The following is a 13489-nucleotide window of genomic DNA, read 5'->3' as shown; positions in this document are numbered from 1 at the left end:
GAGGAGACGCGATGAGGCTGGCCACGATCCGCACCGCCACGGGGCACCGTGCGGTGCGGGTGGACGACGCAGGAGCCGTGGAGACCGGCGACGCCGACGTCCGCGCGCTGCTGGAGCGCCCGGACTGGGCCGCGCACGCCGCGGCGGCGGCCGGGCCGTCCCACGAGGTCGCGGGTCTCGACTACGCCCCGCTCGTCCCGTCGCCGGAGAAGATCATCTGCGTCGGCCTGAACTACCGCGACCACGTGCTCGAGATGGGCAACCAGCTGCCCGAGTACCCCACGCTGTTCGCCAAGTTCGCCCCGTCGCTGGTCGGGGCGCACGACGACGTCGTGCTGCCGGCCGTCTCCGACAAGGTCGACTGGGAGGCCGAGCTGACCGTCGTCATCGGCGCCCCGGTGCGCCACGCCACCCGCGAGCAGGCCGCGGCCGCCATCGCCGGCTACACCGTGCTCAACGACGTCAGCGTGCGCGACTACCAGAACCGCACCAAGCAGTTCCTCCAGGGCAAGACGTTCGAGCACTCCACGCCGATCGGTCCCTGGCTGGTCACGCCCGACGAGCTGCCCGGCGGGGGCCCGGAGAGCGGCTGGGCCATCTCCACCGTCCTCGACGGCGAGACGGTGCAGAGCTCCACCACCGCCGAGCTCGTCTTCGGCGCGGTCGACCTGGTCGTCTACCTGTCGGAGATCGTCACCCTCAACCCCGGCGACGTCATCGCGACGGGCACGCCCGGCGGCGTCGGCCACGCCCGCAAGCCCCCGCGCTACCTCACCGACGGCGCCGTGCTCGTCACCTCCGTCGCCGGGGTCGGGGAGCTGCGCAACACCTGCCGCAAGGAGAAGCGGTGAGCGAGCCTGCGAGCGAACGACCGACGCAGCCGCCACGGACAGTGCCGACCGAGCGAAGCGAGGGAGCGCAGTGAGCCGTTCGCTGGCGGAGACCCTCGCCTGGGCCGGTGACGGGGCGGCGCACCTGCGCGGGCTCATGTCCCGCATGGGCGACGACGCGTTCCCGGCCCCGTCGGGTCTGCCGGGCTGGAGCCGCGCGCACGTCCTGACGCACATCGCGCGCAACGCCGACGGCATGATCAACCTCCTGATTTGGGCCCGCACCGGCGTCCCCACCCCCGCGTACGCCAGCGCGGAGGCGCGCGACGCCGACATCGAGGCCGGGGCCACGCGCGCCCCGGCCGCGATCCGCGACGACGTGATCGCCTCGTCGGACCGGCTCGCGGCGGCCGTGCGGGAGATGACCGAGCAGGCGTGGTCGGCGCACGTGAAGAACGTGCAGGGCGTCGAGATCCCGGCCACCGACATCCCGTGGATCCGGGCGCGCGAGATGTGGATCCACGCCGTCGACCTCGACGTCGGCGCGTCGCTCGCCGACCTGCCCGTCCCGATGCTGGTGGAGGTCGTCACCGACGTCGTGCGCGTCGTCGGCGCGAAGCCCGACTGCCCGCCGCTGCGCCTGGCCACCACCGACGTCGACCGCAGCTGGGTGCTCGGCGACGGCACCGGGCCCGAGGTGCGCGGCCCGGCGGCCTCGCTCGCGGGCTGGGCGCTGGGCCGCTCCCGGGGCAAGGACCTGCGCACGTCGGAGGGGAAGAAGCCACCGGTGCTGCCGCGCTGGCTCTGAGCGGCGCCGCGCGCGGCGGGCGTGGCAGGCTGCGATCGTGCCCGCTCCCGCGCGTCCCGACTTCGCCGCGATCCGCGCCGAGTTCGACCTCCCCGAGGGGTTCCCGCCCGAGGTGCTCGGCGAGGCGGCGCGCGCCGCGTCGCGCCCGCCGTCGCAGGGCCGGCTCGACGCCACCGACCTCGCGCTGGTGACGATCGACCCGCCCGGGTCGAAGGACCTCGACCAGGCCGTCGGGGTCGCCCGCGACGGCGACGGATTCCGCGTCCACTACGCCATCGCCGACCTCGGCGCCGTCGTGGAGCCCGGGGGCGCGCTCGACACCGAGGTCCGCCGGCGCGGCCAGACCTACTACCTGCCCGACGGCTCGGTGCCGCTGCACCCGCCGGTCCTGTCGGAGGACGCGGCCAGCCTGCTGCCCGACGGCCCGCGCGCCGCGGTGCTCTGGACGATCGGGCTCGACGCCGCGGGCGAGGTCACCGACGTCGACGTCCGGCGCGCGGTCGTCCGCTCGTCGGCGCGGCTGGACTACGCGGGCGTGCAGGCCGACGTCGACAGCGGCGGGCCGCTGCACCCCGCCATCGCCGCGCTGCCCGAGCTCGGACGGCTGCGGCGCGCGCTGGCCGTGGCGCGCGGCGCGATCGAGCTGGAGCTGCCCGAGCAGGAGGTGCTCCCCGACGGGGCCGGCGGCTGGACCGTGCGGGTGCGCGCCCGGCTCGACGTCGAGTCGTGGAACGCGGAGATCTCGCTGCTCACCGGCATGGCGGCCGGGGCCGTGATGCTGCGGGGCGGGGTCGGGCTGCTGCGAACGCTCCCCGCGCCCGACGCCGGGGCGCTGGCCTCCTTCGCCCGCACCGCGGCCGGGCTGGGCTTCCGCACCGAGCCGACGGTGCACGCCGTCGCGGCCCTGCTCGCCGGGCTCCCGCGCGACGACGCGCCGGCGCTCGCGCTGCGCCGCGCGGCCACGACCCTGCTGCGCGGGGCCGGCTACACGGCGTTCGACGTCGCCGGGGGCGTCGCGGCACCGGACGACCCGGGCCACGGCGGGATCGGGGCGCCCTACGCGCACGTCACCGCGCCGCTGCGGCGCCTCGTCGACCGGTTCGGCACCGAGGTGTGCCTCGCCCTGGCGGCGGGGGAGGAGCTGCCCGGGTGGCTGCGCACCGCCCTGCCGGTGCTGCCCGAGCTGATGGCCGCGTCGGACTCCACGGCCGCGAAGGTCGACCGCGCCTGCGTCGACCGCACCGAGGCCGCGCTGCTGGCCGGGCGGATCGGCGAGGAGTTCCGGGTGATCGTGCTGCGCCCGTCGGAGGCCGACGGGGCGGCCGGCGAGGTGTACCTGGCCGACCCGCCGGTGCTCGCGCGCTGCGACGGACCGCTGGAGGCGGGCGTCACGACCACCGTCCGGCTCGTGGAGGCCGATCCCGCCACCGGGCGCATCGCGTTCTCGGCGGCGGGTGCCTGAGCGGTCGCTGAGGGTAGCCTTCCCCGCGGCGCGCAGGCGGCGCGTCGCGAGCCCGGAGGTCTGCACGTTGTTCCGCTACGGCATCGAGCACGAGGTGGCGCTGGTGCGCACCGACGGCCGCTTCGCCGACTTCACCGACGTCGCCTTCGAGGAGCTCCAGGGCGTCGTCGACGCCCTGCCCGAGGACGCCGCCGACTACCCCGGCCTGCGCATCGGCGACCAGGGGATCAAGCGCAAGCGCTGGTACGTCGAGGGCTACGAGCGCTTCGACGACGACGGCGGGCTGGTCCGCTGCGACCCCAAGGGCCTGGAGATCCGCACCCGCATCCACGACTCGGTGGAGGAGGCGGTCGCGGCGCTGCGCGCGGACCAGGACCTGCTCGACGGCGCGCTGGCCGCCGGCGACCTGCGCACGTGCGTCGTCGCGTTCAACCCGGTGCGGTCGGACTACGCGATCGAGCCCCCGCTCAACGCGTGGGAGGAGGCCCACCGACAGGGCTCCCCGGAGGAGCGCACCGCGCACCTGCACATGCTCACCTACGGCCCGGACCTCAACCTCTCGGCCGCCGACCTCGCCGACCCCGTCGACGTCGCCCGCAAGCTCACCCACTACAGCCCCTGGCTGGTGCCGCTGTCGTTCTCCTCGCCGTTCCGCGACGGCGTCCCGTGGGGCGGGCTGTCGGCCCGCACGACCCTGCGCACGGGGGCCCGCCCGGCGGCGCTGGTGTTCCTCGCGACCGAGGAGGGGCACGTGCCCAGCGACCCGTCGCTGACGCAGGTGGCGCGCCTGCCGGCCGAGATCGGGCGCATCGAGTTCAAGGCGTTCGACGCCTGCCCCGACCCCGACCTGTACGGCGAGCTGCTCAGCCTGCTCACCGGGCTCGCGCTCGACGACACCCTGCCCGGGCGCGCCACCGTCCCCGACGCCGCCGCCCACCGCTACGTGGCGCAGGACGGCCTGGCCGAGGACGGCGTGCACCGCCGCACCGGTGACCTCATCGACGCGTCGGCCCGCGCGCTGGCGGGCCGCCCCGCCGACCTCGCCCGGATCGACGCCCTGCGCGGGCGGTGGGAGCGGCGCTGGTGCCCGGCGGTCGACCTGCTCGCCCGCTACGAGTCCGGGGAGGCGGTGGCGGGGCTGCGCCGGGTGGACGCGGGCCGGAGCTGAGGCGGGCCGGAGCTGAGGCGGGCCGGAGCCGGGTCGGACCGGGAGCCGGCGCCCGGCGCGTACCCCGGATCCGGTCGCGGTGAGGCAGGATCAGGGCCGTGACGCGCACCGGGACCTCGCTCGCGCGGCTCGGGCTCACCGAGCCCTGGGCCGAGGCCACGCTCACCGAGATCGGCTGGTGGGCGGGCGACCGGCCGGCGCCCGGCGCGGAGCCGGTGATGTGGTCGCTGGCCCGCAGCCCCGACCCGGACCTGGCCCTGCGCAGCGCCGAGCGCCTCGTCGCCGCGCTGCCCGACCGCCCCGCCTTCGACGCCGCGCTCCGCGCCGACGCCGGCCTGCGGGGGCGGCTGTTCGGCCTGCTCGGCAGCTCGACGGCGCTCGCCGACCACCTCGTCACCCACCCCGACCGCTGGCACCGCCTCGCCGGCGACTGCGCGCCCGACCCGGCGTCCTACCCGCGGACGCTGCTCGAGGCCGTCGGGGCCGACCCCGACGCCGCGCCCGCCGGCAGCCCGCAGGGCGGGCGGGCGACGCTCACCGGCGCCGCCGCGATCGAGGCGCTGCGCACCGCCTACCGCGACGAGCTGCTCGTCCTCGCCGCCGCCGACCTGGCCGCGGTGGGGGAGCCCGAGCTGGCCGTGCTGGAGGTCGACGAGGTCGCGGCGCACCTGGCCGATCTGGCCGCCGCCGCGCTGCAGGCCGCCATCGCCGTGGCCGCCGCGGAGGCGTTCCCGCAGCGCGCCGACGCCGGCGACGGGCGCCTCGCCGTCATCGCGATGGGCAAGTGCGGCGGGCACGAGCTGAACTACGTCAGCGACGTCGACGTCGTGTTCGTCGCCGAGCCCGCCGACCCGGCCGCCTCCAAGCTGGCCGCCCGGATGATGCGGGTGGCCGGGGAGGCGTGCTTCGAGGTCGACGCGAACCTGCGGCCGGAGGGCCGCCAGGGGGAGCTGGTCCGCACGCTCGACGGCCACGTGTCCTACTACCGGCGCTGGGCCAAGACGTGGGAGTTCCAGGCGCTGCTCAAGGCCCGCCCGATCGCGGGCGACCCCGAGCTGGGCGCCGCCTACCTCGACGCCGTCGCGCCGATGGTGTGGAGCGCCGCCGAGCGCGACGGGTTCGTCGCCGATGTGCAGGCCATGCGCCGGCGCGTCGAGGAGCACGTCAAGCCCGAGATCGCCGAGCGCGAGCTGAAGCTGGGCCGCGGCGGGCTGCGCGACGTCGAGTTCGCCGTGCAGCTGCTGCAGCTCGTGCACGGGCGCACCGACGAGGCGCTGCGCTCACCGACCACGCTGGAAGCCCTCGCGGCGCTGTCGGACGGCGGGTACGTCGCCCGTGACGACGGCGCCAACCTGGCCGCGTCCTACCGCTTCCTGCGCCTGCTCGAGCACCGCCTGCAGCTGCAGAAGCTGCGCCGCACCCACCTGCTGCCCGCCGCCGAGGACACCGCGGCGCTGCGCTGGCTGGCCCGCGCCGCCCGGCTGCGGCCCGACGGGCGCCACGACGTCGTCGGCGTGCTGCTCGCGGAGTGGACGCGCAACGCCCGCCGGGTGCGGCGGCTGCACGAGAAGCTGTTCTACCGGCCGCTGCTCAGCGCGGTCTCGCGGCTGCCCGCCGACACCGCGCGGCTGTCCGAGCCCGCTGCGGCCGCCCGGCTCGCGGCGCTGGGCTGGGCGTCGCCGGAGGGGGCGCTGGGGCACCTGCGCGCGCTCACGGCCGGCGTCTCGCGCGCCGCCGCGATCCAGCACACGCTGCTGCCGGTGCTGCTCGACGAGCTGTCGGCGAGCCCCGACCCCGACCGCGGCCTGCTCGCCTACCGCCGCGTCTCCGAGGCGCTGGCGTCGACGCCGTGGTACCTGCGCCTGCTGCGCGACGAGGGCCTCGTCGTGTCCCGGCTGATGCGGCTGCTGGGCACGTCCGCGCTGGTCCCGGACCTGCTCGTGCGGGCCCCGGAGGTGCTGCGGCTGCTCGCCGCGCCGTCGGGCGGGCGGCCCGACGAGCTGACCCGCGACCCGGCCGAGTTCGCGGCGTCGCTGCGCACCACCGTCGCCCGCCAGCACGACCCCGACACCGCCGCGGCGACGGCCCGCTCGATGCGCCGCCACGAGATGCTCCGCGTCGCGTGCGCCGACCTGCTGGGACAGCTCGACACCGAGCAGGTCTGCGCGGCGCTGTCGAGCGTGTGGGTCGCGGTGCTGGAGGCCACGCTGGCGTCGGTGCAGCGGGCGCTGGGCTCCGCGGAGCCGCCCGCCCGGATCGCCGTGATCGGGATGGGTCGCCTCGGCGGCGCGGAGCTGGGCTACAGCAGCGACGCCGACGTGCTGTTCGTCTGCGAGCCCGTCGACGGCGCGACCGACCAGGAGGCCGTCAAGTACGCGACGACGGTCGCCGAGACCGTGCGGCGCCGCCTGGGCAGCCCGAGCCCCGACCCGGCGCTCGTCGTCGACGCCGACCTGCGCCCCGAGGGCCGCTCCGGCCCGCTGGTGCGCACCCTGGAGTCCTACCGCAACTACTACGCGCGCTGGTCGGAGACGTGGGAGGCGCAGGCGCTGCTGCGGGCCCGGCCCGTGGCGGGCGACGCCGGGCTCGGGCGGCGGTTCGTCGCGCTGGTCGACCCCATCCGCTACCCGGCCGACGGCCTGCCCGACGCCGCCGTCACCGAGATCCGCCGGATCAAGGCCCGCGTCGACGCCGAGCGCCTGCCCCGCGGCGCCGACCGCAGCCTGCACACCAAGCTCGGGCTGGGCGGGTTGGCCGACGTCGAGTGGACGGTGCAGCTGCTCCAGCTCCAGCACGCGGGCGACCTGCCCGAGCTGCGCACCACGTCCACCCTCGACGGCCTGCGCGAGGCGGGGGAGGCGGGGCTGCTCGCCGCGGAGGACGTGGCCGAGCTGGCGGCGGGCTGGACGACGGCCACCCGCGCCCGCAACGCCGTGATGCTGGTGCGGGGCAAGCCCGGCGACCAGCTGCCGCGGTCGGGCCGGAAGCTGGCCGCCGTGGCTGCCGCGCTGGGGTACCCGGCCGACGGGGACTCCGGGGTCTTCCTCGACGACTACCGCCGCGTCACCCGCCGGTCCCGTGCGGTCGTGGAGCGGGTGTTCTACGGCTGGTGAGCCCGGGGCCCGCACGCCCCGCCCCGCCCGCCCGCCCGCCCGCCCGCCCGCCCGCCCGCCCGCCCGCCCGAGGTTCAGGAAAGCCACGTTCCTGCCACCTGGTTGCGGGAAAGTGGCTTTCCTGCAACCGGGGCGTGGGGTTGAGTCACCCGCATGCCCTCCGTCGAGACGCTCGTGACGTTCGCGCTGGCCGGGATCGTGCTCGTCGTCGTCCCCGGGCCCAGCGTGCTGTTCATCGTCGGCCGCGCACTGGCCCACGGCCGCCGCGCCGCCCTGACCAGCGTCGCCGGCAACACGACGGGCGCCGCGCTCGTCGTCGTGGTCGTGGCGCTGGGGTTCGGGGCGGTCGCCGCGCAGTCGGTGGCGGTGTTCACCGTGCTCAAGCTCGTCGGCGCCGCCTACCTCGTGTACCTCGGCGTGCAGACGATCCGCCACCGCGGCGACCTGGCCGTCGCGCTCGGCGCCGCGCCGGGCGTCCTGGACCGGCGGCTGTACTGGCAGGGCGTGGTCGTCGGCGCCACCAACCCCAAGGTGCTGATCTTCTTCGCCGCGGTGCTGCCGCAGTTCGTCGACACCGGCGCGGGCAGCGCGACCGGCCAGATGCTCGTCCTGGGCCTGCTGTTCGCGGTGATCGCCGCCGTGCTCGACTCGGCGTGGGGGCTGGCCGCGGGGTCCGCCCGCGACTGGTTCGCCACCTCCCCGGCGCGGCTGCGCCGGGTCGGCGGCCTCGGCGGGCTCACCATGATCGCGATGGGGGCCGGGCTGGCGGTCAGCGGGCGCCGCGACTGACCGGCCGGCCGCTACTCGGCGGCGTGCGCCCGCAGGGCCTCCGCGAACCACTCGAACGCCGGGACGGTCGGCGCGAACGGGTCCCAGCCGTTGAGGACCCCGAGCAGCGCCCAGTAGCGCTCGACCCGCCGGTCGGCGAACACCGTGATCGCCGCCGCCAGCTCCGCCCGGTCGACGCCGGGCGGCGCGATCCGCTCGACGACCTCCCGCGCCTGCGCCGACGCCGGGTCGACGCCGGCCGCCAGCGCCGGGCCGGCGTGCTCGGCGACCGCGGCGGGGTCGGCGGCGGGCGGGTGCTCGGCGGCCGACCCGGCCACCGCCATCTCGCGCACGCGGGCGCGGAACGCGGGGTCGGACACCAGCTCGGCCAGCTCCACCCAGGCCTCGACCTGCTCGGTGGTCGGGTCGTCGGGCAGGTCGGCGGGCAGCGAGCGCATGGAGGTGGCGATCCCGGCGCCGGGGGCGTCGGGGTCGGTGCCGGCGAACGCGGCGTCGACGAACTCGTCGATCATCTCCTGGCGGCGCGCGGCCGAGAGCCGGGCGAGGTCGTTCATGAGTGCGGCCTTCCTGGGGGAGTGGGGCCCGCGGGCGAGCAGCGTGCACACGGCGCGCTGGGTCCGCAGGGTGCGGATGCGATCGTCGATGGCGCGGACGTGGGACGCGGCCACCTCCTCGACGCTGCGCCGGCGCTCCAGCACCAGGCGCACGTCGTCGAGGCCCAGGCCCAGCTCGCGCAGGGTCCGGACCAGGTCGAGGCGGGCGGCGGCCGCGGCGTCGTAGCGCCGGTAGCCGCCCCGCGAGCGGTCGGTCTCGGGCAGCAGGCCCTCGTCGGACCAGAACCGGATCGTCCGGACCGGCACGCCGGTGCGGGCGGCGAGCTGCCCGATCGTCAGCATCATGGGCGCCATCCTGGAGTCTCCAGCCGCTGGAAGGTCAAAGCACTACTGCCAGACTGGCCCGGTGGGGGATCTCGGTGACGTGCTCGGCACGCTGGTCGACCAACGCCCCGTCGTCCTCCTCGCGCTGGGCCTGGCGCTGGTCGCGGTGCTGTGGTCGACGTCGTGGCGCTGGACCCGGACGGTCGTGACGATCGCCCACGAGGGCGGGCACGCGATCGTCGCCGTCCTGGCCGGGCGGGGGCTGACCGGCATCCGGCTGCACGCCGACACCTCCGGGCTCACCGTCTCGACCGGCGCCGCGGCCGGGCCGGGGTTGGTGCTCACGTTCCTCGGCGGCTACCCGGCGCCGTCGCTGCTCGGGCTCGGCGGCGCGGTGCTCGTGGCCGCCGACCACGCCGAGTGGGCGCTGTGGACCGCGCTGGTCCTGCTGGCGGCCACGCTCGTGCACGTCCGCAACCTCTTCGGGGTGATCGCGGTGGTGGCCACCGGGGCCCTCGTCGCGGCCGTCTCCTTCTACGGCTCCCCGCGGCTGCAGGACGGGTTCGCCGCCGCGCTGTGCTGGTTCCTGCTGCTCGGGGGCCTGCGGGCGGTGCGCGAGCTGCAGCGCGGGCGCCGCCGCGGCCACCACGGCAGCTCCGACGCCGACGTGCTCGCCCGGCTGACGGGCGTCGCGGGCGGAATGTGGGCCGCGCTGTTCTGGTTGATCGCGGGCGTGGCCGTGATCACGGCCGCGTGGGTCCTGCTGCTGCGAGGAGCGACATGAGCGGTACGAACGACTGGAACGCGAAGATCATCGAGGAGTTCCGGGCCAACGAGGGGCGGGTCGGCGGCCCGTTCGAGGGCGCGGACATGATCCTGGTGCACCACGTCGGGGCGAAGAGCGGCACCGAGCGCGTGACGCCGCTCGTGCACTTCCCGCAGGGCGAGGGCCGCACGGTCATCGTCGCCTCGAAGGCCGGCGCGCCGACCAACCCCGACTGGTACCACAACGTCAGGGCCAACCCGCGGTTCGCCGTGGAGGTGGGCGTCGAGACCTTCACCGTCGAGGCCACCGAGCTCGTCGGCGACGAGCGCGACGAGCTCTGGGAGAAGATCAAGGCCGCCAGCCCCGGCTTCGCCGAGTACGAGCGCAAGACCGACCGCACGATCCCCCTGATCGCGCTCACCCGCCTAGACTCCGCCGCGTGACGATCACCCTCGACCAGGCCCGCACCATCGTCGACGCCGCGCTCGCGCACGGCACCGAGCAGGGCTTCAACCCGCTGACGGTGGCCGTCCTCGACCCGGGCGGCGCGGTCGTCGCGCTCGCCCGCCAGGACGGCTCGGGCTTCCTGCGCCCCGAGCTGGCCACGGCCAAGGCCTCGGGCGTGCTCGCGCTGGGGATGACCAACCGCGCCATCGCCGCCCGCGCCGCCGACTCCCCGGAGTTCTTCACCTCCGTCGCGGCGCTGGCCGGCGGGAAGATCCTCTCGGTGCCCGGCGGGGTGTTCGTGCACGACGCGGGCGGGGCGCTGCTGGGCGCCGTCGGCGTCACCGGCGACGCCTCGCTCAACGACGAGGCGGCGGCGCTGGCCGGGATCGCGGCGGCCGGGCTCGTCGCGCGCACCGGGGCGGAGGACTGACCGAACCGGCCATCCCGGCGACCACCTCGCGGGCCGGCGCGGGCCTCGGGCTCGCGCTGGCCTCGGCGCTGTCGTTCGGGCTCTCCGGCCCGTTCGCCGGCGCCCTGACGAGCGCAGGCTGGTCGGCGTCGGGTGCCGTGCTGGTGCGCCTGGGCGGGGCGGCGGCGATCCTGCTGGTGCTGCTCGCCGTCACCCGTCCCGGGGTGCTCGCCGCGCTGCGCGCCGACGGGCCCGCGCTGCTGCTCTACGGCGTGCTGGCGATGGCGGGTGTGCAGCTCGCGTTCTTCAGCGCGCTGCAGTACCTGCCGGTCGCGATCGCGCTGCTGCTGGAGTACCTCGGGCCGATCCTGGTGATCGCCTGGGTGTGGGTGGTGCGCCGCTCGCCGCCCGGGCCGCGGACGGTGCTCGGGGCGGGGGTCGCGATCGTCGGGCTGGCGCTGGTCGTGGAGGTCTGGTCGGGGTCCGCGCTGCGCGTCGAGGGACTGGTGTGGGGGCTCGTCGCCGCCGTCTGCCAGGCCGCGTACTTCCTCATCGCCGACCGCGCGGGCAGCACCACCCCACCGCTCGTGCTCGCCGGCGTCGGCATGACCGTCGGCGCGGTGCTGATCGGGCTCCTCGGGCTGGTCGGGGTGCTGCCGGTCGTCGTCGACCCGTCGGTGACGGGCGTCGTCCTGGCCGGTGCCGACGTCGGGTGGCCGGTGGCCGCGGGGCTGCTCGTCGTCGTCTCGACGGTGGTCGCCTACCTCACCGGCGTGGCCGCGCTGCGCCGGATCGGGGCCACCCGCGGCTCGCTCGTGGCGCTGCTGGAGGTCGTCGTGTCGGCCGTGGCGTCGTGGCTGCTGCTGGGGCAGCTCCTCACGCCGGTGCAGGCGCTGGGCGGGGCGCTGATCCTCGCCGGGGTGGCGCTGACGAACACCGCGCGCCCGGCGGCGCTCCCGGACGCGGCGCTGCCCGGTCGGGCCTAGCGGCCGCGCCACCACCACCAGCGGCGGCGCCGCCGCGGAGCCGGGGCCGACGCCGGGGGCTCGGGCACGGGCGCCGCCGGCGGCGGGAGCTGCGCCTCCCGCCCCTGCCTCCACTGCGCCACGGCCCGCTCCGCGTCGACGAGCCGCACCGGGATCCGCGGCCCGCTCGGGTACCGGATGTGCTCGGCGATGCGCCGGTTGAGCTCGGAGACGGCGTCGCGGACGTCGGACTCGCGCTTCAGTGCCGCGAGCGTCTGCGGCAGCCGGTCGATCTCCTTGCGCAGCTGCACCGGCGTCGGCAGCAGCATCTCCGACGACACGCCCTCGCGGTCGAGCCAGCGGCGCACCCAGCCGAGCTCGTCCTCGTCGAGCTGGGGGAGGGGCTTGCCCTTGCCGGGGAGGTTGTCGAAGGCGCCGCGCTCGGCGGCCTCCCGGATCGCGCGGTCGACCGCCGACTCGTAGGGCGGAGGGAACTGCACCACGCCTCCCGACGGTAGTGCGCGGGCCGGTGCCCCGCAGGGCGTCCGGGTGGCAGGATCGCGACCATGGGCGACTCCGCGTTCTGGCACCCGTTCGCCGCGATGGGCGCCGTCCGCGGCGCCGAGTTCGTGCTCACCCGCGGGGAGGACGTCTGGGTCTTCGACGACGCCGGCTCCCGCTACCTCGACGCCACGGCCAGCCTGTGGTGCGTCAACGTCGGGCACGGCCGCCGCGAGATCGCCGACGCCGTGCACGCCCAGATGACGGCCCTGGCCAGCTACCAGACCTTCGGCGACGTCACGAACGAGCCGGCGCGCGAGCTGACCGACCGGCTGGCCGCGCTGGCCCCGGTGCCGGGCGCGAAGGTGTTCCTGGGCAGCGGCGGCGGCGACGGCATCGACACCGCCGCGAAGCTGGCCCGCGAGTACTGGGCGCGCACCGGTTCGCCGGAGCGGACCGTGCTGATCAGCCGCGAGCACGGCTACCACGGCACGCACGGGTTCGGCACGGCGCTGGCCGGCATGCCGGCCAACCGGCTCGCCGGGCCGTTCGTGCCCGACGTCGTGCAGGTCCCGCACGACGACGCCGCGGCGCTCGACGCCGAGATCACCCGGCTGGGCGCCGACCGCGTCGCCGCGTTCGTCGTGGAGCCGGTGATCGGCGCGGGCGGGGTGCTGCCTCCGCCGGAGGGGTACGTGCAGGCGGTGGCGCAGGTGTGCGCGCGGCACGGCGTGCTGCTCGTCGTCGACGCCGTCATCTGCGGTTTCGGCCGGCTCGGCTCGTGGTTCGGGATCGAGCGCTACGGCGTGGTGCCCGACCTCGTGGTGTTCGCGAAGGGCGTCACGAGCGGGTACGTGCCGCTGGGCGGGGTGGTCGTGCACGAGCGCGTCGCCGAGCCGTTCTGGGCCGACGGCGCCGCCCCGTTCCGCCACGGGGCGACCTACGGCGGGCACCCCACCGCCTGCGCCGCGGCGCTCGCGAACATCGAGATCCTCCAGCGCGAGGACCTGCTCGCCCGCGCCCTCGTGCTGGAGGGCGAGCTGGCCGCGGCGCTCGGCACGCTGGCCGACCACCCGCTGGTCACGGAGGTGCGTGGGGGCACCGGGGTGCTGGGCGCGCTCGAGCTCGACCCGTCCGTCGCCCCGGCCGTCGTGTCCCGCGCCGCCCGCGAGCGCGGCGTGCTGATCCGGCCGATGACCAGCGCGCTCGGCTTCTCCCCGCCGCTCACCGCGACCACCGAGCACCTCGACCTGCTCGTGGACAAGGTGCGAGGAGCCCTCGATTCGATCTCCCGCTGATCGGACTATTCCGGCAGAGCCCGCGTGCACTAGCGTTCTGGATCACACCGCGCCG

The 13489-nt window shown here is 76.6% G+C and carries 13 protein-coding genes; 11 read left to right on the top strand and 2 right to left on the bottom strand.

The genetic code is table 11. From position 1 onward, the window contains the following. Window positions 1-11: 11 nt before the first annotated feature. The 6 genes from HOP40_RS31600 (at window position 12) to HOP40_RS31575 (ending at window position 8170) form a co-directional block, all read left to right on the top strand. Complete coding sequence (locus HOP40_RS31600) at window positions 12-851, top strand: fumarylacetoacetate hydrolase family protein (protein ID WP_172166298.1); 840 nt, start codon at window positions 12-14, stop codon at window positions 849-851. Between the two features lie 70 nt (window positions 852-921). Further along, window positions 922-1638, top strand: coding sequence for a maleylpyruvate isomerase family mycothiol-dependent enzyme (locus tag HOP40_RS31595; RefSeq protein WP_240157386.1), 717 nt, complete (start codon window positions 922-924; stop codon window positions 1636-1638). A gap of 37 nt (window positions 1639-1675) precedes the next feature. Beyond that, window positions 1676-3100 (top strand): RNB domain-containing ribonuclease, encoded by a 1425-nt coding sequence (locus HOP40_RS31590; protein ID WP_240157385.1) that lies wholly within the window; start codon window positions 1676-1678, stop codon window positions 3098-3100. A gap of 67 nt (window positions 3101-3167) precedes the next feature. Further along, window positions 3168-4268 carry a glutamate-cysteine ligase family protein gene (locus HOP40_RS31585; protein WP_240157384.1) on the top strand — a complete coding sequence of 367 codons (1101 nt, stop codon included), beginning with the start codon at window positions 3168-3170 and terminating at the stop codon, window positions 4266-4268. Window positions 4269-4366: 98 nt separating this feature from the next. Beyond that, window positions 4367-7381, top strand: a complete 3015-nt coding sequence (locus tag HOP40_RS31580; RefSeq protein ID WP_240157383.1) for a bifunctional [glutamine synthetase] adenylyltransferase/[glutamine synthetase]-adenylyl-L-tyrosine phosphorylase — start codon at window positions 4367-4369, stop codon at window positions 7379-7381. 153 nt (window positions 7382-7534) lie between these two features. After that, window positions 7535-8170 carry a LysE family translocator gene (locus HOP40_RS31575; protein ID WP_172166295.1) on the top strand — a complete coding sequence of 212 codons (636 nt, stop codon included), beginning with the start codon at window positions 7535-7537 and terminating at the stop codon, window positions 8168-8170. A gap of 11 nt (window positions 8171-8181) precedes the next feature. On the opposite strand, the gene HOP40_RS31570 is transcribed toward HOP40_RS31575, so the two are convergent. After that, window positions 8182-9069, bottom strand: a complete 888-nt coding sequence (locus HOP40_RS31570; protein WP_240157382.1) for a helix-turn-helix domain-containing protein — start codon at window positions 9067-9069, stop codon at window positions 8182-8184. Between the two features lie 61 nt (window positions 9070-9130). Between HOP40_RS31570 and HOP40_RS31565 the strand changes: the two genes are divergently transcribed. From HOP40_RS31565 to HOP40_RS31550, 4 genes are read left to right on the top strand one after another with little or no spacing between them, the layout of a single operon-like run. After that, the gene (locus tag HOP40_RS31565; protein WP_240157381.1) at window positions 9131-9832 is read left to right on the top strand and encodes a M50 family metallopeptidase; all 702 of its coding nucleotides are present in this window, start codon (window positions 9131-9133) and stop codon (window positions 9830-9832) included. Next, complete coding sequence (locus HOP40_RS31560) at window positions 9829-10257, top strand: nitroreductase family deazaflavin-dependent oxidoreductase (RefSeq protein WP_172166286.1); 429 nt, start codon at window positions 9829-9831, stop codon at window positions 10255-10257. The genes HOP40_RS31565 and HOP40_RS31560 overlap by 4 nt, the downstream gene beginning before the upstream one ends. Then, window positions 10254-10691: a GlcG/HbpS family heme-binding protein gene (locus HOP40_RS31555; protein ID WP_172166283.1), complete on the top strand. Its 438-nt coding sequence runs from the start codon at window positions 10254-10256 to the stop codon at window positions 10689-10691. The genes HOP40_RS31560 and HOP40_RS31555 overlap by 4 nt, the downstream gene beginning before the upstream one ends. After that, on the top strand, window positions 10688-11656 hold the full coding sequence (locus tag HOP40_RS31550) for an EamA family transporter (protein WP_338053080.1): 969 nt from the start codon (window positions 10688-10690) through the stop codon (window positions 11654-11656). Before HOP40_RS31555 ends, HOP40_RS31550 begins: the two co-directional genes overlap by 4 nt. Here HOP40_RS31550 and HOP40_RS31545 read toward each other — a convergent pair. After that, entirely contained in the window at window positions 11653-12138 is a 486-nt protein-coding gene (locus HOP40_RS31545) for a DnaJ family domain-containing protein (protein WP_172166280.1), read from the bottom strand. The two genes, HOP40_RS31550 and HOP40_RS31545, sit on opposite strands and share 4 nt — an antisense overlap. A 63-nt stretch (window positions 12139-12201) precedes the next feature. Here HOP40_RS31545 and HOP40_RS31540 point away from each other — a divergent pair, with 63 nt between their 5' ends. Beyond that, the gene (locus HOP40_RS31540) at window positions 12202-13434 is read left to right on the top strand and encodes an aminotransferase family protein (protein WP_240157380.1); all 1233 of its coding nucleotides are present in this window, start codon (window positions 12202-12204) and stop codon (window positions 13432-13434) included. Window positions 13435-13489: the final 55 nt, after the last annotated feature.

The organism is Pseudonocardia broussonetiae (assembly GCF_013155125.1).
GTDB lineage: Bacteria > Actinomycetota > Actinomycetes > Mycobacteriales > Pseudonocardiaceae > Pseudonocardia > Pseudonocardia broussonetiae.
This window is presented reverse-complemented; position numbering and strand designations above follow the sequence as displayed.

What these genes read in the sequence shown, in the direction of transcription:
- HOP40_RS31560 (WP_172166286.1), top strand. Translation starts at nt 9,829, where the DNA reads ATGAGCGGTACGAACGACTGGAACGCGAAGATCATCGAGGAGTTCCGG.
- HOP40_RS31600 (WP_172166298.1), top strand. Translation starts at nt 12, where the DNA reads ATGAGGCTGGCCACGATCCGCACCGCCACGGGGCACCGTGCGGTGCGG.
- HOP40_RS31570 (WP_240157382.1), bottom strand. Translation starts at nt 9,069, where the DNA reads ATGATGCTGACGATCGGGCAGCTCGCCGCCCGCACCGGCGTGCCGGTC.
- HOP40_RS31575 (WP_172166295.1), top strand. Translation starts at nt 7,535, where the DNA reads ATGCCCTCCGTCGAGACGCTCGTGACGTTCGCGCTGGCCGGGATCGTG.
- HOP40_RS31540 (WP_240157380.1), top strand. Translation starts at nt 12,202, where the DNA reads ATGGGCGACTCCGCGTTCTGGCACCCGTTCGCCGCGATGGGCGCCGTC.